The following is a 20251-nucleotide window of genomic DNA, read 5'->3' on the forward strand; positions in this document are numbered from 1 at the left end:
TGCACGTCGCCATATGGCGCAGGGCGTGCTCGCCGACCGCATCGCCGTCATCACGGGGGCGAATCGAGGCATCGGCTTCGCGATATTGCAGACTTTCGCGCGGGAAGGCGCGACGTGTGCGCTCGTCGTCAGAGATCGTGCAAAGGGCGAACGTGCGGCAAGCGACGTGGCAAAGGCCGGCGCCTCGCCGGTCGTCGTCGAAGCCGATATGGCGAACCGCACGGCCATCAAGCGGGCGGCAGAAGAATTGTCGCACCGCTTCGAGCGTATCGACCTGCTCGTCAACAACGCCGGCATCTTGACGGACGAAGATCGGAAGACGCCCGCAAGCCGGATGGAGTCCGCGATCATGGACGAGACGCTCGCGATCAATCTTTTCGGTCCGATCGCCATGAGCGAGGCGCTTCTGCCGAAGATGGTTCGCGGCTCGCGCATCATCAACGTCTCGTCGACGATGGGCCAGCTTACCGGCGGCAGCGCGGGCTATGCGCCCGCGTATTGCATCAGCAAGACGGCGCTCAACGCGTACACCCAAGCCCTCGCCGCGGCGGTCTCCGATAGCGGCATTCTCGTCGATTCGTTCCATCCTGGTTGGGCGAGGACGGCGATGGGCGGCCCAAATGCGACGGTCGATCCCGACCAGGCCGCCGCTGTCGCGCTCTTTCTCGCAACTCGACCGCCCGGGCAGACCGGACTTTTCTGGCGCCATCCCGGCGTCGTCATCGACTGGTGAAACGCAAAGGAGGTCACACTCAAATGCCATCTCGCCGATCGTTCATCGCCGCAAGCGCAGTCGCTGCGGCAGCGGGCCTCGCAGGCATGGCGGACACTTCGACCGAGGTCGATGCCGCCGCACCTAAAGGCCCGTCGTCCCTCGCGCTCGCTCAGGCGCGCTGGCTGCGGCAGGCTATGCCGAAAGCGAAGCTGAGCGACGAGCTCGTCGAGAAGATCGCGGGCGACATCGACGGCTATGCGCCGGTAGCAGCCGAGTTTCGCAAAGCGACGCTGCGGAATTGGGATGAACCCGATTTCGTCTTCACCGCAGGTCCCGAGGCGAAGCGGCGATGACGGACGTTGATCTCGCATTCTCCTCGATCGAGCAGCTCGGTGCGATGCTCCGGGCGAAGACCGTATCGTCCGTCGAACTGACGAAGATCTACCTCAAGCGCCTCCACACGATCGGCAAGTCGCTCAATGCCGTCGTCACGATCTTCGACGACCTCGCGCTCGTCGATGCCGCGAAGGCCGACGATCTCTTGGCGCGCGTCGGCGATCGCGCAGGGCCGCTCGTCGGCATCCCGTTCGGCGTCAAAGATCTTCTCGCCGCGACGGGCGGACCGACGACGTGGGGCGCGGCACCGTACAAGGATCAGACGTTCGACTACGACGCAACCGTGGTGAAGCGTCTACGAGCAGCGGGCGCCGTGCTCGTCGCGAAGCTCGCGATGATCGAGCTCGCGGGCGGCATGGGCTACGATCAAGCAGACGCGTCGTTCACCGGGCCGTGCCGCAATCCGTGGAACAAGAACTATTGGACCGGCGGATCGTCGAGCGGCCCCGGCGCGGCGACCGCGTCGGGCTGCGTCGCGTTTTCGATCGGTTCGGAAACCGACGGCTCGATCACGAATCCGTCGAGTTACTGCGGCCTGTCGGGCATCCGGCCGACGTACGGCCGTGTGAGCCGCCACGGCGCGATGGCGCTGTGTTGGACGCTCGACAAGCTCGGCCCGATGTGCCGCACCGCGAGCGACGCGCATGTCGTGCTCTCGATGATCGCAGGCTACGATCCCGACGATCCGACCGCGTCGAGCCTCAGCTACGACGGCTCGCCGCTTTTCGGATCGGCGCCGCTTGGACCCCAAGCCGTGCACTCGAGCATGGCCGCCGCGCAGCGGCCGATCACCGTCGGCATCATCCGTCATGCGACCGACAAAGTCCAACCGGAGGTGAGGAAGAACTTCGAGGCTGCGCTCGACACGCTTCGTATGGCCGGCGTCATCGGCGAGCCGGTCGAGATCGATCTTCCGAAATATCCATACGACGATTGCATTGGGGCGATCATCGCCGGCGAAGGCGGTGCGGCGTTCCGCGACATCATCCAGGACGGGCGAGTTCAGACGCTGTCCGACCCGGGCGGCCGGCGCGGCGGATACTCGAACTTCCTCGTGCCGGCTGTCGACTACGTCGACGCGATGCGCATGCGCGCGCCGATGAAATCGGCGTTCGCGAAGCTCTTCGAGCGGATCGACGTCATCGCAGCGCCGACCTTCGCGACGGTCGCGTTGCCGATCGACATCACGTTCGACAAGGCGTATCCGGGGACGAACGACACGCCGCTCATCAGCGCGTGCAATCTCATCGGCATCCCCGCCATCTCGGTGCCGTCTGGGTTCGGCATCCACGGATTGCCGACCGGGATCATGTTCGTGACGCCGGCGTTCGAAGAGCGGCGGCTCGCGTCGCTGGGGGCGGCGTATCAAGGTCGAACGCAGTGGCACACTCGGCGGCCGGCCCTCGCTTGACCTGACCGCGTGACGCGAACGCGTCATCTCTATGAATATTCTATGGAAACGAAAGGAGATAGGAGTGGAGGGCGGCAGTGGTGCCGCCCTCGAACATCGCAACTTCTAGGGCGGCCTACGACACGACAAAGAAAGAACACGATCAATGCGCCGCTGCATCAGCGCTGTCCTCATCATCTGTCTATTGTCCGCGTCGCTGCCTGCGCCGGCCTCGGCCATGAGCACGCAGGCGGAGATCCAATGGGGCAAGCAGCTCAACGACCAAGTCGATAGCCAGAGCGTCCTCGTCACCGACCCGTTCCTGACGAGCTGGGTGAACTCCATCGGTACGAAGCTCGCGGCGCACCGTGCGCGTACCGAGATCAACTACCATTTCGAGATCATCGATTCGAACGAGATCAACTCGTTCGCCCTGCCCGGCGGCTTCATCCACGTCGACATGGGGCTGCTCAACTTCGCCTCATCGGACGATCAGGTGGCCGGCGTCATGGGCCACGAGATGGGCCACGTCGAACGCGGTCACGTCACGTCGCTGCAGAACAAGGGCAATCTGCTCAGCATCCTCATCGGCGTGCTCTCGATCCTGAGCCCGATCGGCTATCTGCTCGGCGGCACTGCCGGCAATCTCGCCTACCTGAAGTTCTCACGGCTCGACGAGCTCCAGGCCGATCAGTACGGCCTACTCCTCATGTCCGAGGCCGGGTACGATCCGCGCTCGGACGTCGACACATTCGTCCAGCTCGCAAAGGTCGAAGGCGACACGGGCGACACCGACAAGTACTTCATCGATCACCCGGCTCCGCAGGACCGCGTCGCGCACTTGCTCGGCTATCCCGAGCTTTCGCAGGCGACGGCGTCGACGATAACCGCTGCAGCGATCCACGATACCGCAGAAGGGCGCTACACGTATGCGGCCGCCCGCTTCGATGAGGCGATCTCGAAGGATCCGAACGATACGCTCGCCCGCTCGGAGCAATCGTCGCTTCGCGTCGCGACATCCGAACTGCCGCCGAACGACGGCGGTGCGCCGCGCGGCATGTCCGCGGCGGCGTTCGAAACGGACGCCTCAGCGCCGGCTTCAGCTGCCTCGCAGCTCGTAGCGGCCGACAATGTCGCGAAGGACGATTTGTCGGCGGCCGAAGCGAGCGCGAAATCCGGCGGTCAGAAGGTCGAAACGTTCGTCAATCAGCTCGAACAGCTTTCAAACGCCGCCCCGAATCTCGGCGAGCCGAAGAAGAAGGGCAACAACCTCTCGATCGCCGTCGACGGCCTCAACAAGTTGACGCGCGACATCAACGGCACGATCGATCTCACGTCCGACGTCATGGGGACCGGACCCGGCCTCATCGACGACGTCCGCGGCTCGATGAAGGCGATGATGGATCCGTTCCGCGACGGTCCGCTGACGCCGAAGTACCAAGCGCTCCTGCCGTGGTACCCGTCGATGACAAACGGCTTGCGCCAATCGGCCGACGATATCGTCGACTCGATCAATCGGGCGGAGGCTGCGATACCGGGTGTTGAAGATCTCGACGCGCAAGGCGTTAGCCACCCGATCGCCGTCGCGAGCGACTTCTTCGCAGCGCTCAACCGGCTCGATACGACCGGCGGCGATATCTCGGCGAAGGACATGCCGGCCGTCCAGTTGGCGATGAACGCCGCGCTCGCCGAGTGGGATCACCGCGCAGTGCTCGCCGCGCAGGCATCGAACGAGATGTATGCCGCGCAGAGCCGCAGCCTGTCGACGCAGGTGACGCTCAACGATCTCGAGTCCTCACCCGATCGCTACGCCGCGTACCAACGCGCGCTCTCGTTCAGATTCCCCGGCGTGCAGATCCCCGACTATCAGGCCGCGCTCGCGTCGGGCGTGACGCCGGGCGAGCTCGGAGCCGCCGCGTGGTACGCGTTCGAGACGAAGCGACCGGTCTCGAAGATCCTCGCAGTCGAGCGGAACACCGGTGAAACCGTCGTCGATATGGCGCGACACGACGGGTTGTTCGCAGAATCGCTCGAGGTCGCCGAAGGTCTGCTGCTCGAGGACTACATCGAAAAGCCGTCGGACCTGAAGTCATCGTAGTGCGCTCGACGGCCGAGGTCAGGGAGCGGTCGAGATTTATCTCGACCGCCGCGGTCGTTCCCTCAGTCCCGGTATGGTTCGCATGAGAACGACGCTGATCGGTTGTCTCGTCTTCGCCGCATCGACGGTGCTGTTCGGCGTCATCTCGCTCATGTGGCACGACGCCGATACGTGGCAAACCCCGTTCAAGATATTGAGCATGCCATTCGGCACGGCGATCGGCGACTGCCTCATGGTGTTGCTCGTCGCGGGTGGGATCGGCGTTTTGTTCCCGCGCACCGATCGCGTGGCCTCGATCGTCTTGGTCGGCGTCTATTCGCTCTTCACGCTGGCCGCCGTTCCAGGGATCACCGCCGCTCCAGCCACGTACGGGTCGTACGTGGGTTTTTTCGAAGAGTTCGCGATGGTGTGCGGTGCGATCGCGTTGTACGCGGCGACCGAGGCGGACGCGGCGCAATCCGCGGCGCTCGGCCGCGTCGCTCGACTCGGGCTCGGGCTCTGCGCGGTCTCCTTCACGCTCGCGCAGATTTTCTATCTGCATTTCACGGCGACGTTGGTCCCGACGTGGATCCCGCCGAATCAGACGTTCTGGGCCGTGCTCACGACGATCGCGTTCGCGCTCGCGGCGGTGGCCATCCTCATCAATCGTCAGGCCCGCCTCGCGACGCGCCTGATGACGCTCATGCTCGCGCTGTTCGGTTTATTGATCTGGGTACCGGCGGTGGTCACGCACCCCGAAGCCCACGGGAATTGGTCCGAATTCGCGCTCAATTTCCAGATCACAGGCGCCGTCTGGATCGTGGCCTACCTGAAGTCGTTCTGATCCCGGTTCGTCAGTCGGCGGCGGCCGGTGACTCGAGGACCGTGGCCGGGACGACGGCCGGATCCTTGCGAGTCGCGATCAGACCCATCGTCAACGCGATGAGCGCGAAGAGCGCGGACGGCGACGACACGAACGGCGGCCCGTACGAACCGAGCAGACCGGTAGCGATGGGCGGCATCACGACGCCGGACAAGTTGTCGAGCGACGATCCCGTACCGAGGATGACGCCTCGTTGGTTCTCGGGCGTCCGATTGGCGATGAGCGAGCTCAAACAAGGACGCGTCAGCGCCATGCCCGCGGAGAAGGGCACCATCATCAGCATCGCGGTCCATATCGAATGGACCAGCGGCACCGCGCAAAAACCGAGGATCGTAATGGCGATGCCGAGGTTGGAGCAGCGCCGGTCGCCGAGCGCTTCACTGACAGGCCCGACGACAAAGGCCTGCATGATGACGTTCGACACCGAGAAGCCGGCGAAGAAATAGTAAAGCGAGGTCGGATCGAAACCGAGCACGGCCTGGAGGAACAGCGCGAACACGCCGAACATCGCGTAGATCGACAGCGAATACATCCACTGCTGCCACAACAGCGGAGCGATTTCGCCGTGTCCGAGCGACTGGAGTATGTCGCCAAGCGTCGCGACCTTTGTCCCCTCGGAACGCGACTCGGGCAACATGAAGATAGTGAGTATCAGCGTGACCAACTGGAGCGCGGCCGCGAAGAGGAACGGCGCCGGGAAGCCGTAGCGGGCGTACAGCGGCGCGCCGATCAGCGGGCCGAAGATCATCCCCATACCGAACGCGGCCCAGACCAGCCCAAAGGCGCGCGAGCGGAGCGCAGGCTCGACCTTATCTGCGACGTACGCCTGCGTGACGCTGATGTTGCCGCCCGACGCGCCTTCGACGATGCGCGCCACGAAGACCATGGGGAGCGACTGCGCCAACGCCATCATGACCCAGCCGATCGTCGCGCCTACCTGCGACACCATCAAGACCGCTTTGCGGCCGATGAGGTCGCTGATCCGTCCCCACACGAAGCCGCCCAAGAACTGAAAGGCGGAGTAGGCCGAGAACAGGAGCCCCGCCTGGAGGTCCGTCGCCCCGAAATGTTTGCCGAAGATCGGCACGATCGGTATCAGTATGCTGAAACCGAAGATGTCGATGAACGTGATGCCGAGGATCGGCAGCAGGCGCAAGACGAGATTCACGCGCGGTTCTTTCGCTTCGGCGATGAGCGGCGACCTCCACGAAGACTGAGGGCGCGACGGGCACCTGCCCTAAGGAGCAGGAAAATCCGGACGTGCATCCCGCTCGCTAGAGGAGACGAGGAAGCGCCGTCCGCATCCGCGCCCCGATGGGCGAAAACGATCACGGTCGTCCGGAGCGGCGCTCGCACAAACGCGATCACCTCGGCGGACCCGATGTGTCTTGGACCTTCGAGGCGCTCTATAACTCGCCGTCGGAGTGGAACGTCACCGCCCGCTGGATGGACTATTCGCCCGACACGAGTCCGCCGTACGACATCCTCGACGCGATGCTCATCGCGGACGAGGTGCGTTGGCGCGCCGCCGAGCTCATCGCCCTATTGCATCTGAAGTTGAGGACGCCTGAGCAGGTGCGCCGCGCGCTAACGCTTGCGGATTGCATGCGCTGGATCTCAAAGGCGCTCGACCCGCCGCGCTACGGGAAGCGTCCGAACGGCACGCCCGAGATACCGACCGAGACGAAGACGCAGTGCCTGCGCGTCGCCGACATGAGCGACCGGGTCAATACGGCGCTGCGCCGCGCGACGAACACGGCGTGCGAGCTCGACGATGCCGTCGCGCACGCGCACATCAGCGCCTTGAGCGAGATCGGCGAGATCGCCCGAACGCTTTATATGCGGTGGTATCACGAAGCCGGATACGGTCGTTCCTGAGCGCGCCGATCGGCGCCGCTTCGATACATTCATATAGCCTGTGACGGAGCGCACTGCGCGCCGACGGCGACCAATTCCAACCTCGCGTCGCAATGAGCTGTAACGAACGGGTCTTCGCGCATATCCTATCGACAAGAACGCTCGATTTGGAGAAGACGAAGATGAGCCACATCGCCTACGCAGCCGCCGCCTCGATCGCTTTCGTAGCGACGTATAGCCTGAGCCCGCTCGTCGCGGTCGGCATCGCGGCCGTCGGCGCCGCCGTCATCACGGGCATGATCGCCGTCGCTCTCCGTCAAGCTGAATTGCGCGAGATCGAGCATGTCATGAACATCATCGATGCGTGCTCGGTAGCGGATCACCAAGGCGTCGAGCCGCTGCGCCTCGTCTCGTAGTCCTTCGGAGGAGCATCCGTGCTCCGGACAGGTCATCTCGGCGCGGACCGCTCACTTGGCGGTCCGCTCGATTTTCTCGGCCAAGCGCCGGGAATGCTCGCCGCCTGCGCGAATCGCGCGGTAGTGACCGCAACGCGACCACCCGCGCTCGCCGCCATCTCGATCTTATCGATCCTCATCCTTTCGGTGACCGGCCTCGCACCCGAGATGTCCGCGCAGCAGCCGCGGACGATCAACGTAACGTTGAGCGGAGCGACGCCGAGCGTCCTCCGCGTCGACGCCGACACGTTGTTCCACACCGTCGCCTCCGACTTTTTCCTCCAAGACGACGGCGAGATGTACGTCCAGACGGGCGATATTCCGGCGATGTGGCTGCGCGACTCGTCAGCGCAGACGTATCCGTACGTGCGCTTCGCCAACGAGATCCCGGCGTTCAGGCCGATCATCCGAGCCGTCATCGAGCGCAACGCGCGCAACGTCCTCACGGATCCGCACGCGAACGCGTTCACCGCCGGGTTCAAGGTGTGGGAAGGGAAGTGGGAGCCCGACTCGCTCGGCTATCCCGTGACGCTCGCCTACGCTTACTGGACGAAGACCCATGACCGGGCGATCTTCACGCCACACGAGCGCTGGGCGCTCGAGCACACGCTTGCGACGTACGAGTGCGAGATCCATCACGAAGCGTGCTCGGATTACCGCTCCCGCTATCTGCCGAACCACGGCGCGGGCGCTGCTTACGCGGAGACCGGGATGGTCTGGGGCGCGTTCCGCCCATCTGACGATCGCGTCAAATATCCGTTCAACATCCCGCAGAACATGTTCGTTTCGGTCGCCCTCGAGGAGATAGGCGAGCTCGCGATCGCCGGCTTCGGCGATCCGCACATGGCGACGATCGCGATGGATCTTTCGAACAGCGTTCGCGCGGGCATCGAGCGCTACGGCGTCATCTACGACTTCAATCACGGCTGGATGTACGCGTACGAGGTCGACGGCCTTGGCGGCTTCGAGCTGATGGACGATGCGAATCTGCCGAATCTCGTCTCGGCCCCGCTTTGGGAATACGTCTCGCCGTTCGACCCCGTATACGAGAACACGCGCGCCTTCGCGCTTTCGAGCAGCAACCCGTACTACTACACCGGACGCTTCGCGACCGGCCTTGGCAGCCCGCACACGCCGACCGGTTGGGTTTGGCCGCTCGGGCTGATCGGCCAGGCGTTGACGTCTCGAAGCCGGCCCGAGGTGACCGCGCTCATCAAGATGATCGAGTCCACCCGAAGCACCGACGGGTTGATCCACGAGAGCTTCGACCCCGACGACCCCGCGCGATTCACGCGCTCGGAGTTCGGCTGGGGCAACGCTTCGTACGCCGAGCTCCTATTCAGAAGCGTCGGTGGCGTTCCGCCGCAGCCGTCGCACGTCGATCTCTTCCCCCACGTCCTCCCGCACTTCGTGCCGCCGATCGTCGTCGACTCGTTCACCGATCAACTCTCCGTACAAGGAACGCTTATCGAAGCGCTCCGACAAAGCGTCCTCTAAAAAGGGAGCGGTCGAGATTTATCTCGACCGCCGCGGTCTTGCCTAAGTGATAAGGGGAGCGGTCGAGATTTATCTCGACCGCCGCGGTCTTGCCCAAGTAAAAGGAGCGGTCGAGATTTATCTCGACCGCCGCGGTCTGTCGTGATAGGTCGTCTTCGGTCGAGCTAAAGCTCGACCGCTACATTTTCGTCGCCAAGGCGCGGTCGTCTTCGGTCGAGCTAAGGCTCGACCGCTGCATTTTGTCGCCAAGGCGCGGTCGTCTTCGGTCGAGATAAAGCTCGACCGCTCCCCTCCGGCTCAATGCGAGGTCGTCTTCGGTCGAGCTAAAGCTCGACCGCTACATATCGGGAGGGGCGGTTTTTGGATTCCATTGATGCTCGGTTTCGCCGAGCACATGATTGACCCAGCGCGCCCACACGAAGAGCGCGTCAGAGAGCCGGTTGACGTAGCGCATGACGACCGGCTCGATCGGTTCGTCGGCGGCGAGCTGCACGAGTGACCGCTCGGCGCGACGGCATACCGTCCGCGCGAGATGAAGGAATCCACCAGCGTAGGATCCGCCCGGATGGATGAAGGTGCTCAAGGGTTCGAGATCGCGCTGCATTCTGTCGATCGCCGTCTCGAGCGCGTCGACGTAGCTCTGATCGATCCGCGGCATGCCTTCGCGGCGGTCCTTCGGCAACGTCGCGAGGTCGCTGCCGAGATTGAACAATGCGTCTTGCGTCCAGGCGAGAAGCGAGTCGAGGAATGCCGTTCGTTCGTCTACAGGCCTATCGGCGAGGGCGCGTCGCGCCAGGCCGATGACGCTCGAACACTCATCCACAGCGCCAAAACACGCGATTCTCGGATCGCTCTTCGCGACGCGCTGACCGCCGACGAGTCCGGTCGTGCCGTCGTCGCCGCTCCGGGTGTAAATGCGAGTGACGCGCGCCATGCGCGGTCGTTCGCTGGAACGAAAAGGAGGTCCGCTTCGTACTCTTCAACAGGAAAAGCCATGATTCTCGCGACGTTTATCGCCGCCGCGCTTTTGTCCGCAACCAGCGCGGCGCCGACGCCCACGACCACGCCATTCCCAGCGCCGGTTCGCTTGCCGTTCGGCGGCAGGCCCGTCGCGACGCCGACGCCTGCAGCGCTCCCGTCGGTCGCCGCGCTCACCAACGATCAGATGCGCAAGATCGATCAGATCGCCATCCAATCGCTGCAGGCCCAAGCGGTCGGCGGCATATCGCTCGCGGTCGTGCGTGACGGGCGCGTCGTCTATTCGCGCGGTTACGGACTCTCGTCGGTCGAGCTGCAACAGACGATGCGCGACGCGTCGCTTTTCCAAGTCGGCTCGATCACGAAAGAGTTCACGGCAGCCGTCATCCTGTCGCTCGTCGAGGACGGGCGGCTCACGCTCGACACTCCGCTCGCGAAATTCGTGCCGGACTTCCCACGCGCGAAGGACATCACCGTTCGCGATCTTCTTTCCATGCGCTCCGGCATTCCCGACTACACCGATCAGCCGACCTTCGCCAAAGCGGCATTCACCCCGACGACGCCCGACGCGATTATCGCGACCGTGAAGCAGCTGCCGCTTGATTTCGATCCAGGCACCCAGTGGGAATACAGCAATACGAACTACGTGCTTCTCGGGATGATCATCGAGAAGGCCGACGGGTCGTCGTACGTCGACGAGCTCTTCACGAAGATCGTCAAGCCGCTCAACATGCTCGTCACGACGTACGGCAATGCGGGCGCTTCATCGCCGGACATGGCGACCGGCTACATCTTGCAAGGCGACCGCATGCGCCCTGACAAGCCGTGGGACCTCGATTGGGCGTACTCCGCGGGCGGCGTCGTGTCGAACGTCCTCGATCTTGCCGTCTGGGATACCGCGCTCTTGAAGGGCAAAGTGATCAACGACGCAGACTTGCGCCAGATGTGGAGCCCGACGATCTTGAGCGACGGCACAAGCGTGCCTTACGGATACGGCTGGACGATCGAATCGCTCTACGGCCACCGCGAGATCGACACGAATGGCGGTCTACCGGGATACAACGGCCGCAACGCGACCTTCCCGAACGATGGCTTCGACGTCGTCGTGCTCGGCAATTCGCAGTCGTTCGACGCGGGGCCGATCGTGCGTCAGATCTTCGCGATGTTCTTCCCGCCGACGCCGGCGCAGATCGCGGCCGAGCAGTCCGGCGATTCGGCCGCTGCGACGCGCTCGCGCTACATCTTCCGCCAGCTCCAAGCGGGAACGTTGAGCGGAAGTCAGCTGCGCCCAGAGGCGGCAAAACGCCTGACGCCCTCGTTGCTCTCGCAGGCGAAATCGCAACTCGGCAAGCTCGGCGCGCCCGTGAAATTCGAACAGACCGACAAGTACCTGCTCGGGACGCAGACGGTCTATACCTATAGCGTGACGTTCAAGCAGGGGGCGATCGGCTTCGTCGTCGCGCTCGATGCCGCCGGCAAGGTCGGTTCGCTCACGGTCGAGCCGATATGACGTTCGCGGCGCTCGCGGTCGCAGCAGCGATCACGGCCGCCCAAAGCCACGCGATCGACGGACTCGTCAAGAAAACTCTTGCGAGCGAGCACATCGCCGGCGCGACGGTCGCCGTCTCGGTGCGCGGCAAGATCGCGTTCGAAAGCGGCTACGGATTCGCCGACATCGGATCGAAAAAACGCGCCGCTATCGACACCGCGTATCCGATCGGCTCGATCACCAAACAGTTCACCGCCGCGTGCATCCTGCTGCTCGCGCAAGACAAGAAGCTCTCTCTCGACGACCCGATATCGCAATACGTCCCTGGCCTGCCGTGGGGCGAACGCGTGACCCTGCGGCATCTGCTCGACCAGGAATCCGGCGTCGTCGATTTTCGGCTCGGGTCGATCGACACATCATCGCGGCTGTCGCACGACGAGGTCGTCGCACGGCTCGCGAAAACCGATCTGCTCTTCCCGCCCGGTTCGCGCTACGAGTATTCCAACTCGAACTACTATCTGCTCGGCCTCGTCGTCGAAAAGGTCTCCGGGCAGACGTATCCGGCATTCCTCGATTCGAGAGTTCTCAAGCGCGTCGGTCTCGCCGCGACGTTCTACAATGACGGCACGCGGACCGATGCGCCGCTCGCGTCCGGCTACACGGCGACATCGAACGGGCCTCAACCCGTCGCGGCGGAAAGCGCCGATTGGGGTTATGCCGCCGGATCGATCGCGAGCACCGTCGCGGATCTGGCGAGCTGGGACGACGCATTGCGGGTGCCCGGGCTTCTCGATGCCGGATCGCTGCGCGAGATGTTCACCGCGGGTATCCTCGATAGCGGCGCGGCGACCGACTACGCGTTCGGATGGGTCGCCGTCAGGCACAATGGCCGTCGACTGTTCTGGCACAACGGCGAAGTGGCCGGCTTTCACGCGATGAATGCGGCCTTCCCCGACGATCGGACCGACGTCATCGTCCTGACGAACACCGGCAACACGTTCGCGGCAGATCGTCTCGCGCTCCAGATATTCGACGTCGTCCACCCGTTTGCGCCGTCGAGCGCTGATCTTGCCGCCGTCAACCGCGCGCGCGAGTGGATCGGCCGGATCTCGCGCGGCGACATCGACCGCACGCAGCTCACCGATCAGATGAGCGCGGTCATGACGGACGACATCGTCCGATCGGCCGGCGCGCAGTTGCGCGCGCTCGGCGTTTTGAAGAGCATAAAAGAAACCGGTGTCGACGAGGACGCGAGCGGCCGCAGCTACGGCTTCGACGCGACGTTCGCGAAGCGTGGGATCCACTTGATCATGGGTATCGACGCTTCGGGAAAGATCTCCGCGCTCTCGATCGGCCTCTAGCTCGCGGCCTGCCAGCCCGCGCACGCCCGACATTCCTCGTACGTCGTCGAGAGGAATTCGCGCAGCGCCGCCACCGGATCCGCCGCCGTCCGAACGACGTCGAACGGCAACAGGAACAACCCGATCTGCTCGTTCCATGCAGCGCCGCTCGGTCCGATGACGCGGCGCTCGATGCCTTCGGGTTTCGGGTAGACGTACGCGCCGAAGGCCGGCGCCGGATAACGGAAATCGCCGGGCCAGTATCCCGCGTAGATCTCTTCGACATCCATCGCGATCTGCATCATGCGGCTCGCCCCGGGCGGCGGTGCCGCGGTCTTGCCCGAATAGCGCGTGTATGCGAGGTCGAAACCTCCCCAGAAGAATTGCACCGGCGTATGACGGCCTTCGAACGGCGCCCGGTGTTCTTTTATCACGGTGTCGGCGAACGAGAGCTGGCGGAAGAAACGTGTGACAGCGCCGGCGTCGTACGACGAGTGGACGTCGTCCTTGTCGAACGCGATCGGGTCGACCACTTCTTGCGGGATCGGGTTGATGTCGACGATGATGTCGATCGCTTCGAGCAGCGCGAAGAGATCCTCGTAAAAGGAAGCGACGGTGCGCGGCTCGAGTTTCAACGACCGCTCGCGGCCGTCGCTCGACCGGAGCTGCAGCTCGTGCGCGACGAAATCGACGTCGATCTGGAACGTCCTGTCGCGGTACGGCACCGGACCGGTCGTGAGGCCGCGCGAGGTCACGAACAGCGTGACGTGCGCCCACTCGGGCTCCGGCGGCGACAGCGCTATCTTGAGCTTGCCGATCATCTGCATGTAGAGCTGAAGCGTGTCTTTCGTCGCGCGCCACTCTTCGAGCGGCAGGGCCGGCAGGGCCGGCGCGATCACCACATTATCTCGTCGATGTAGCACCACTTCCAATCCTCTCCAGGCTCGAATGACGCCATGATCGGATGGTTGCTCGACCTGAAATGCTTCGTCGCATGTTTGTTCTTCGACTGATCGCAGCAGCCCACGTGCCCGCACGTCAGGCACTCGCGCAGGTGCAGCCAATCGTCGCCAATCTTCAAGCAATCTTCGCAGCCGCGCGAGCTCGGGGTGACGTCGCGGATGCTATCGAGGTGGGTGCACTGCGCCATGCCGTTGCCTTCCATCGGACGTGGGGACGGCGGCGCTTGGGCGGGCGGGCGGCATTATCCCGCCGCACGGGGTGGTCGACGCTCGGTCGCTAGTAGGCGAATTCCGTGACCGCGTCGGGGGTCGGCCCCGACACGAATCCGACGCGCGTCTTCGGGTTGACCTGGAGCTCGGGCGTCACGCCGAACGCCACGAAACCGGTTATCGACTTCTTCAAGTTTCCTTGCTCGTCGTAGATGTCGACGACACTGCCGGACGGACCGACCGTGCCGTTCGGCTGCGCGACCAGGAACAGGTGGTGGATGGGATCGACCACCACGGCCTCCCCCGAATTGAACTGGTTGCCCTCCGAGCCGGGCAATTGCACGGCGATGCCCGACCCAGTCGACAGGTCGTAGAACTCCACCGACGCGTCGAGCTCGGTCGTCGTGCACGCGATCCCGTTTGCCGCGTCGACCGCGATGCCGTTGACGAAGCCCGAATTGAACGGCGGGATAGGCACGCCTTGGAATCCCTTCACGTGGCCAGTCGTCAGATCGACCATCTCGATGTCGGGAACCGAGCCCCCCACCGTGCCGCCGTCAGGCGATAGTCCGAAGATCGCTTGCCCGGACCAGACGTCTTGCGCAAGCTGCAGCCCGCTGTTCAAGGCGAAGAGCGTGGGGTCGAGATGGAAGACGTGCCCGAACGTGTTCGCGGCGACGTCCGATGTGAAGATCAGCGGCGCGCCGGACTTCGTGGTCCCGAAGATGACCGCTTGCGGCGTCGATTGATGATCGTCGGCGGTCTGTTGGATGAGCAGGTTCGCGCGATTCGGCGGCGTCCACGTCGTCGTGAACGCTTGCCCCGTCACCGGGTTCAAGACGTGGAACGTACGTCTGATTTGCAGGAAGCCTAGGACGTGCTCGTGCTCGATGAGGCCGGCGTCGCCTCCGAAGATCCCGAGATCGACGAAGTCGTCCATCGTGTTCGTGCGCGCGACGACCTTAGTGATCGTGGCCGTCGACTGGCTGAACGTTTCGACCGATGACTTGACGTTGCCGCCCGACACCGTTTCCGAAGACGCCAGCAGTCCATCGTCGCCGTTCAGATCGATCGAGAATCCGAACACCTGTCCTCCGTCTGCCGTATGGAGTACCTTGCCGGCGGTGAAGCCCGATTCTGTCATGCGTCCGAGCGCGGAGGGGACGAACTCCGGCAGTGCGATACGGGCCTGGTTCGCGAACGATGCCCCGGTCGACGCCGTCGCGCATACCAGCGCGACAAGACCGCAGGCGAGTCGAATCATAGGGTTCGGCATGAGACTCAAGGCGAATACCTCCGGCTTTAGAGCTTAGGGGCTCGCCGTGAAAAGCGCATGAAGGCGCGAGCCCTCCTCTTCTAGCCGACGCTACTTGATGAGCCCGAGTTCGCGTCCGACCTTTTTGAACGCGGCAAGCGCCTTGTCGAGATGCGATTGCTCGAGCGCCGCACTCATCTGGACGCGGATGCGGGCAGAACCTTCGGGCACGACCGGGAAGCCGAAGCCCGTGACGAAGACGCCTTCTTTGAGCAGCATGTCGCTCATCTTGATCGCGAACGCCGTCTCGCCGACGATGATCGGGATGATAGCGCTGTCGCCGTCGAGCGGCTTGAAACCGAGCGACGCAAGTCCGGCGCGGAAATATTTTATGTTCTGGCGCTGTTTGGCGAGCAGGCCCGGATTCGCATCGAGCTCGCGGATCGCTGCGAGCGCGCTCGATGCGACGGTCGCAGGCAGCGCGTTCGAGAAGAGCATCGGCCGCGATTTCTGGATGAGCGTATCGATGAGCGCCGCAGAACCGGCGACAAAGCCGCCCGCGGCCCCGCCCAATGCTTTGCCGAGAGTTCCGGTGATGATGTCGATCTGGCCGGTCAGCCCGTGGTGTTCGATCGTGCCCCGGCCGGTCGCGCCCATGACCCCTGTGCCATGGCTGTCGTCGACGATCGTCACGCCGTTATAGCGCTTCGCGAGCGCGACGATCTCGGGAAGTTTCGCGAGGTCGCCTTCCATCGAGAAGACGCCGTCGGTGATGATGAACTTCGGCATGTCCGGCGGCAGCGCAGCGAGCTTGCTCTCGAGGTCGGCCATGTCGGCATGGCGGTAGCGAAGTCGCTGCGATTGCGTCGCCATGCGGCAGCCGTCGATGATCGATGCGTGGTTCAGCTCGTCCGAGACGATCGCGGTCCCCTCGACGGCGATCGTCGGGATGAGGCCCGTGTTCGCGTTCCAGCACGAGACGTACGTCAGGGCGTTTTCGGTGCCGAGGAATGACGCGATTTTGTCCTCGAGCTCGCGATGGATCGAAAGCGTTCCGCAGATGAAGCGCACGCTCGCCGTGCCGGCGCCGAATCGCTTGAGGCCCTCGATCCCAGCGGCGACGACTTTGGGATCGTCCGCTAGCCCGAGATAATTGTTGCTCGAGAGGACGACGGCGTCACCCGCCTCCTCCATATGTACGGTCGCTTCCATCGGCGTCGTGATGTGACGGAGCACCTTGAGCGTGCCTGCCGAGCGCAACGATTCGAGATCCGCCTTCAGCTTGCGGTCGTACGACTGGTTCATGATGCGATGTCCATGACGATCTTCGCTGCCTTGCCGTCTTGCAAGAGGTTGAAGCATTCCTCGAAGCGTTCGAACGGCAAGACGTGCGTGATGATCGGCCCGAGGTCGACGCGGCCGGAGACGACGAGCGCCTGCGTCTGGTACCACGTCTCGAACATCTTGCGCCCGTTGATGCCGAGGACGGTCAATCCCTTGAAGATGATGTTCTCGGCGAGGTTGACGCTGACGTTGTCCGATGGAAGTCCGAGCAGCGCAGCGCGTCCGCCGTTACGGACGAACCCGAGCCCCTGATTGATCGCCGCCCCGCTGCCGCTCATCTCGAGCAGCACGTCGGCGCCGTCGCCGTTCGTCTCCTCGAGGATGCGCTGCTGCAGCCCTTCATCGCGCGCGTCGAAGACGCGGTCGGCGCCGAGACGTTTCGCGAGCTCGAGCTTCGCCGGATTGATGTCGATCGCGACGACCTTCGCCGCACCCGCTGCGCGGGCCACCGGTATGGCCATGAGCCCGATCGAGCCGACGCCGGTGATGACGACGCTCTTCGTGCTCACGCCGGCGGTCATGACGCAGTGCACCGCGTTGCCGAGCGGATCGAAGACGGCCGCCCACGTGTCGGGCACTGAGGCGTCGAGTTTCCAGACGTTGTTCTCGGGCATCGAGATGAATTCGGCGAAGCAGCCGTCGCGATCGACGCCGATGATCTTCACGTGCTCGCAGATGTACGCCTGACCGGTCCGGCATAAGAGGCATACGCCGCACGAGATATGCCCTTCGGCTGAAACGCGGTCGCCGATTTGGACGGCTCGGACCGCAGCGCCGACTTCGGCGACGTCGCCCATGAACTCGTGGCCGACGATGAGCGGGGGCTTGACGCGCGCCTGCGACCACTTATCCCAGTGCCAGATGTGTCCGTCGGTGCCGCAGATGCCGGCCTTTCGGACGCGGATGAGGACGTCGGTCGGCCCGATCGTGGGCTTCGCAACGTCCTTCAGGACCATGCCTGGGCCAGGTGCTTCTTTGACGAGTGCACGCATCGGTGCGGGTCATTCTCAGAGGTGGGAGCGCTCGACCTCTGTAGCGGTCGAGCTTTAGCTCGACCGCCGCGGCCTAGACTACTCTTTCTCCCAATCCTTGCGCTGGCGCGCCTTGCGATCGAGCGCTTTCTTCTTCTCGGCGAGCGATTTGGAAACGGACGCGTGCGCGTTGATGGGCGTGGCGGGCCGGACCGCACGCTTGCGCTGTATCTCGATGCGCCGCTCGATTTCCGCGATCTTCGCCTTCGTGACGCGCTTCTTCATGGGGCAGACCGATTGTGGCACGCCGGAGCGGGCGACCTTCCGGAGTCTCGGCGACCGTCGAAGGGCCTCGAACGTCCGTTCGTTAAGCCTGCTGGCCCATGCTGACCATCGACGAGGTGCTCGGCGAAGGCGGCCGTATAGCCGCCGCGCTTTCGGATTACGAGCATCGCCCGCAGCAGACCGCGATGGCGAAACTCGTCCACCGAGGTCTGCTCGAGCAAATGCACGTGCTCGTCGAAGCCGGCACGGGCACGGGCAAATCGTTCGGCTACCTCGTGCCGGCGCTGCTCTCGGGCCAACGCGTCGTCGTATCGACCGCTACGCTCGCGCTCCAAGACCAGCTCATCAACAAAGATATCCCGCTCCTGCTGCGCGCGCTAGAGAGCAAGGCGCTCGTCGTGCAGCTCAAAGGCCGTTCGAACTACATCTGTCGCGACAAGCTCGAGGCGATGCGGCGCCAGCTCGTCCTCGCGCGATCGCCGGAAGAAGTCGCCGTGTTCGATTGGGCGGAGCGGACGCAGACCGGCGACCGGGCTGAGCTCGACTTCGTACCGTCGCCGCGCTTGTGGGCCGATCTCGATACCGATGCCGACGACTGCATCATGGAGGCCTGCGATTTCTTCGGGCCGGAACGCTGCCATCACATGCGCGCGCGCGAGGAAGCGCGGTACGCGAACATCATCGTCGTCAACCACGCGCTGTTCTTCCTCGACCTCGCGATGGGCGGCGGCCTGATCCCGCCGTACGACTACGCCGTGCTCGACGAGGCGCACCAAGTCGATCAATGGGCGACGGCCGCGTTCTCGTCGTCCGTATCGCGCGCGAGCGTCGGACGGTTGCTGCGGAAGATACAGCGGCAGTACGTGTTCGACGAGCGCCTCGCGGCCGAGCTCGGCGAATCGGCCGACAACCTTTCTTCCGCTCTCGCGCGCGGCGCGTCGAACCGCTACCGCCTCGACCGCAATCCGCACGCCCTCGAGCTCATGGATCCGCTCCAGCGCGCGCTTTACCGGACGGAGAACTGGATCGAAGAGCGGTGGAAGAAGAACGCGCGCTTCCCGACGCTCGACGAACAAATCCTCGAGCGCAAGCGCGACCTGCTCACGCGTGCGGTCGTGGCGCAGACGCAGACGATCGAGCGCCTGCGTCTTGACGGCGAAGACTGGATCTGCTGGGCGGAGCGGGTCGGCGAGCCGCGCGATTCTTACGCGGCGCTATGCGCGCCGGTCGCCGTCGCGCCGTTGCTTCGCGATCTTCTGTTCGAAAAGGCGCGAAGCGTCGTCTTGACGAGCGCGACGATCGCGGTCGGCGGCGACTTCGGATACCTGCGACGGCAAGTCGGTTTATCGACGTCGCCTGCCGACGAGCTCGTCGTCGATTCGCCCTTCGACTACCCGAGCCAAGCGATGCTCTACCTGCCCGAGCGGCATCTCGATCCGCGCGATCCGCGCTTCGCGCTCGACGCGGCGCCCGTGATCGCCGATATCCTCGACGCGACGAACGGGCGCGCATTCGTGCTCTTCACAAGCAACGCCGTGCTGCGCACGGTCTCCGATCTCATCACGCCGCGTCTGCCGTTCCGATGCCGGACGCAAGGCGATGCGCCGAAGGGGCGTCTCCTCGAATGGTTCCGCGCGGAGAGCAATCCCGTGCTCTTCGCGACATCGTCGTTCTGGGAAGGCGTCGATGTCGTCGGCGAAACGCTATCGTGCGTCATCATCGACCGTCTGCCGTTCCCGCCGCCCGACGATCCGATCGTCGCCGCGCGCTCGATGCTGCTCGAAGAATCCGGCGTCGATCCGTTCGACGCGCTCATGGTGCCCGCTGCGATCGTCCGGTTGAAACAAGGACTCGGGCGGCTCATCCGCAGCCGTAGCGACCGCGGCCTCATGTGCATCCTTGACGGCAGACTGCAGACGAAGGCGTACGGGCGGCGCATCATGCAGGCGTTGCCGCCTGCAAAGCGAGTGCACTCGCTCGACGACGTCCGCTCGTTCTTGCAAGCGCCGGCTCCAGCATAGACTCTGGGGAGCGGTCGAGATTTATCTCGACCGGAGCCGACCTCGCATCGCGATCGATGGAGCGGACGACCTTGCCCTGACGACGAAAATGTAGCGGTCGAGCTTTAGCTCGACCGGAGCCGACCT

The 20251-nt window shown here is 64.2% G+C and carries 19 protein-coding genes; 11 read left to right on the forward strand and 8 right to left on the reverse strand.

Annotated features, from left to right (window positions below; all coding sequences use genetic code 11):
• The first annotated feature begins 13 nt into the window (after positions 1–13).
• The 5 genes from VFO25_01000 (at position 14) to VFO25_01020 (ending at position 5422) form a co-directional block, all read left to right on the forward strand.
• On the forward strand, positions 14–733 hold the full coding sequence (locus VFO25_01000; protein HET9341475.1) for an SDR family NAD(P)-dependent oxidoreductase: 720 nt from the start codon (positions 14–16) through the stop codon (positions 731–733).
• A gap of 23 nt (positions 734–756) precedes the next feature.
• Positions 757–1068 carry a twin-arginine translocation signal domain-containing protein gene (locus VFO25_01005; protein ID HET9341476.1) on the forward strand — a complete coding sequence of 104 codons (312 nt, stop codon included), beginning with the start codon at positions 757–759 and terminating at the stop codon, positions 1066–1068.
• Positions 1065–2522 carry an amidase gene (locus VFO25_01010; protein ID HET9341477.1) on the forward strand — a complete coding sequence of 486 codons (1458 nt, stop codon included), beginning with the start codon at positions 1065–1067 and terminating at the stop codon, positions 2520–2522. The genes VFO25_01005 and VFO25_01010 overlap by 4 nt, the downstream gene beginning before the upstream one ends.
• 145 nt (positions 2523–2667) lie before the next feature.
• Positions 2668–4599 (forward strand): M48 family metalloprotease, encoded by a 1932-nt coding sequence (locus VFO25_01015; GenBank protein ID HET9341478.1) that lies wholly within the window; start codon positions 2668–2670, stop codon positions 4597–4599.
• A gap of 82 nt (positions 4600–4681) precedes the next feature.
• Entirely contained in the window at positions 4682–5422 is a 741-nt protein-coding gene (locus tag VFO25_01020) for a hypothetical protein (protein ID HET9341479.1), read from the forward strand.
• A 10-nt stretch (positions 5423–5432) separates the two neighbouring features.
• Here VFO25_01020 and VFO25_01025 read toward each other — a convergent pair whose 3' ends face one another.
• The gene (locus VFO25_01025) at positions 5433–6629 is read right to left on the reverse strand and encodes an MFS transporter (GenBank protein ID HET9341480.1); all 1197 of its coding nucleotides are present in this window, start codon (positions 6627–6629) and stop codon (positions 5433–5435) included.
• Positions 6630–6775: 146 nt separating this feature from the next.
• Here VFO25_01025 and VFO25_01030 point away from each other — a divergent pair, with 146 nt between their 5' ends.
• The 3 genes from VFO25_01030 (at position 6776) to VFO25_01040 (ending at position 9270) form a co-directional block, all read left to right on the forward strand.
• Positions 6776–7339: a hypothetical protein gene (locus VFO25_01030; GenBank protein HET9341481.1), complete on the forward strand. Its 564-nt coding sequence runs from the start codon at positions 6776–6778 to the stop codon at positions 7337–7339.
• Between the two features lie 161 nt (positions 7340–7500).
• On the forward strand, positions 7501–7734 hold the full coding sequence (locus VFO25_01035) for a hypothetical protein (protein HET9341482.1): 234 nt from the start codon (positions 7501–7503) through the stop codon (positions 7732–7734).
• Between the two features lie 123 nt (positions 7735–7857).
• Positions 7858–9270 (forward strand): glycoside hydrolase family 125 protein, encoded by a 1413-nt coding sequence (locus VFO25_01040; GenBank protein HET9341483.1) that lies wholly within the window; start codon positions 7858–7860, stop codon positions 9268–9270.
• A gap of 337 nt (positions 9271–9607) precedes the next feature.
• Here the strand turns inward: VFO25_01040 and VFO25_01045 are convergent, their stop codons facing one another.
• Positions 9608–10204 carry a cob(I)yrinic acid a,c-diamide adenosyltransferase gene (locus tag VFO25_01045; GenBank protein HET9341484.1) on the reverse strand — a complete coding sequence of 199 codons (597 nt, stop codon included), beginning with the start codon at positions 10202–10204 and terminating at the stop codon, positions 9608–9610.
• A 60-nt stretch (positions 10205–10264) separates the two neighbouring features.
• Here VFO25_01045 and VFO25_01050 point away from each other — a divergent pair, with 60 nt between their 5' ends.
• On the forward strand, positions 10265–11758 hold the full coding sequence (locus VFO25_01050; protein HET9341485.1) for a serine hydrolase domain-containing protein: 1494 nt from the start codon (positions 10265–10267) through the stop codon (positions 11756–11758).
• Entirely contained in the window at positions 11755–13098 is a 1344-nt protein-coding gene (locus VFO25_01055; protein HET9341486.1) for a serine hydrolase, read from the forward strand. Before VFO25_01050 ends, VFO25_01055 begins: the two co-directional genes overlap by 4 nt.
• Here VFO25_01055 and VFO25_01060 read toward each other — a convergent pair.
• The 6 genes from VFO25_01060 to VFO25_01085 all read right to left on the reverse strand — a co-directional run bounded on the left by VFO25_01060 (position 13095) and on the right by VFO25_01085 (position 18104).
• Positions 13095–13976, reverse strand: coding sequence for a DUF5996 family protein (locus VFO25_01060; GenBank protein HET9341487.1), 882 nt, complete (start codon positions 13974–13976; stop codon positions 13095–13097). The two genes, VFO25_01055 and VFO25_01060, sit on opposite strands and share 4 nt — an antisense overlap.
• Positions 13973–14227 carry a UBP-type zinc finger domain-containing protein gene (locus VFO25_01065; GenBank protein ID HET9341488.1) on the reverse strand — a complete coding sequence of 85 codons (255 nt, stop codon included), beginning with the start codon at positions 14225–14227 and terminating at the stop codon, positions 13973–13975. Before VFO25_01065 ends, VFO25_01060 begins: the two co-directional genes overlap by 4 nt.
• 89 nt (positions 14228–14316) lie before the next feature.
• Positions 14317–15513: a hypothetical protein gene (locus VFO25_01070; protein ID HET9341489.1), complete on the reverse strand. Its 1197-nt coding sequence runs from the start codon at positions 15511–15513 to the stop codon at positions 14317–14319.
• A gap of 102 nt (positions 15514–15615) precedes the next feature.
• Positions 15616–16866: a glycine C-acetyltransferase gene (locus VFO25_01075; protein HET9341490.1), complete on the reverse strand. Its 1251-nt coding sequence runs from the start codon at positions 16864–16866 to the stop codon at positions 15616–15618.
• On the reverse strand, positions 16806–17840 hold the full coding sequence (tdh, locus tag VFO25_01080) for an L-threonine 3-dehydrogenase (protein ID HET9341491.1): 1035 nt from the start codon (positions 17838–17840) through the stop codon (positions 16806–16808). The genes VFO25_01075 and tdh overlap by 61 nt, the downstream gene beginning before the upstream one ends.
• Positions 17841–17918: 78 nt before the next feature.
• Positions 17919–18104, reverse strand: coding sequence for a hypothetical protein (locus VFO25_01085; GenBank protein HET9341492.1), 186 nt, complete (start codon positions 18102–18104; stop codon positions 17919–17921).
• A 98-nt stretch (positions 18105–18202) separates the two neighbouring features.
• Between VFO25_01085 and VFO25_01090 the strand changes: the two genes are divergently transcribed.
• Positions 18203–20125, forward strand: coding sequence for an ATP-dependent DNA helicase (locus tag VFO25_01090; GenBank protein HET9341493.1), 1923 nt, complete (start codon positions 18203–18205; stop codon positions 20123–20125).
• Positions 20126–20251 lie beyond the last annotated feature (126 nt).

The organism is Candidatus Eremiobacteraceae bacterium (assembly GCA_035710745.1).
Classification (GTDB): domain Bacteria; phylum Vulcanimicrobiota; class Vulcanimicrobiia; order Eremiobacterales; family Eremiobacteraceae; genus JANWLL01.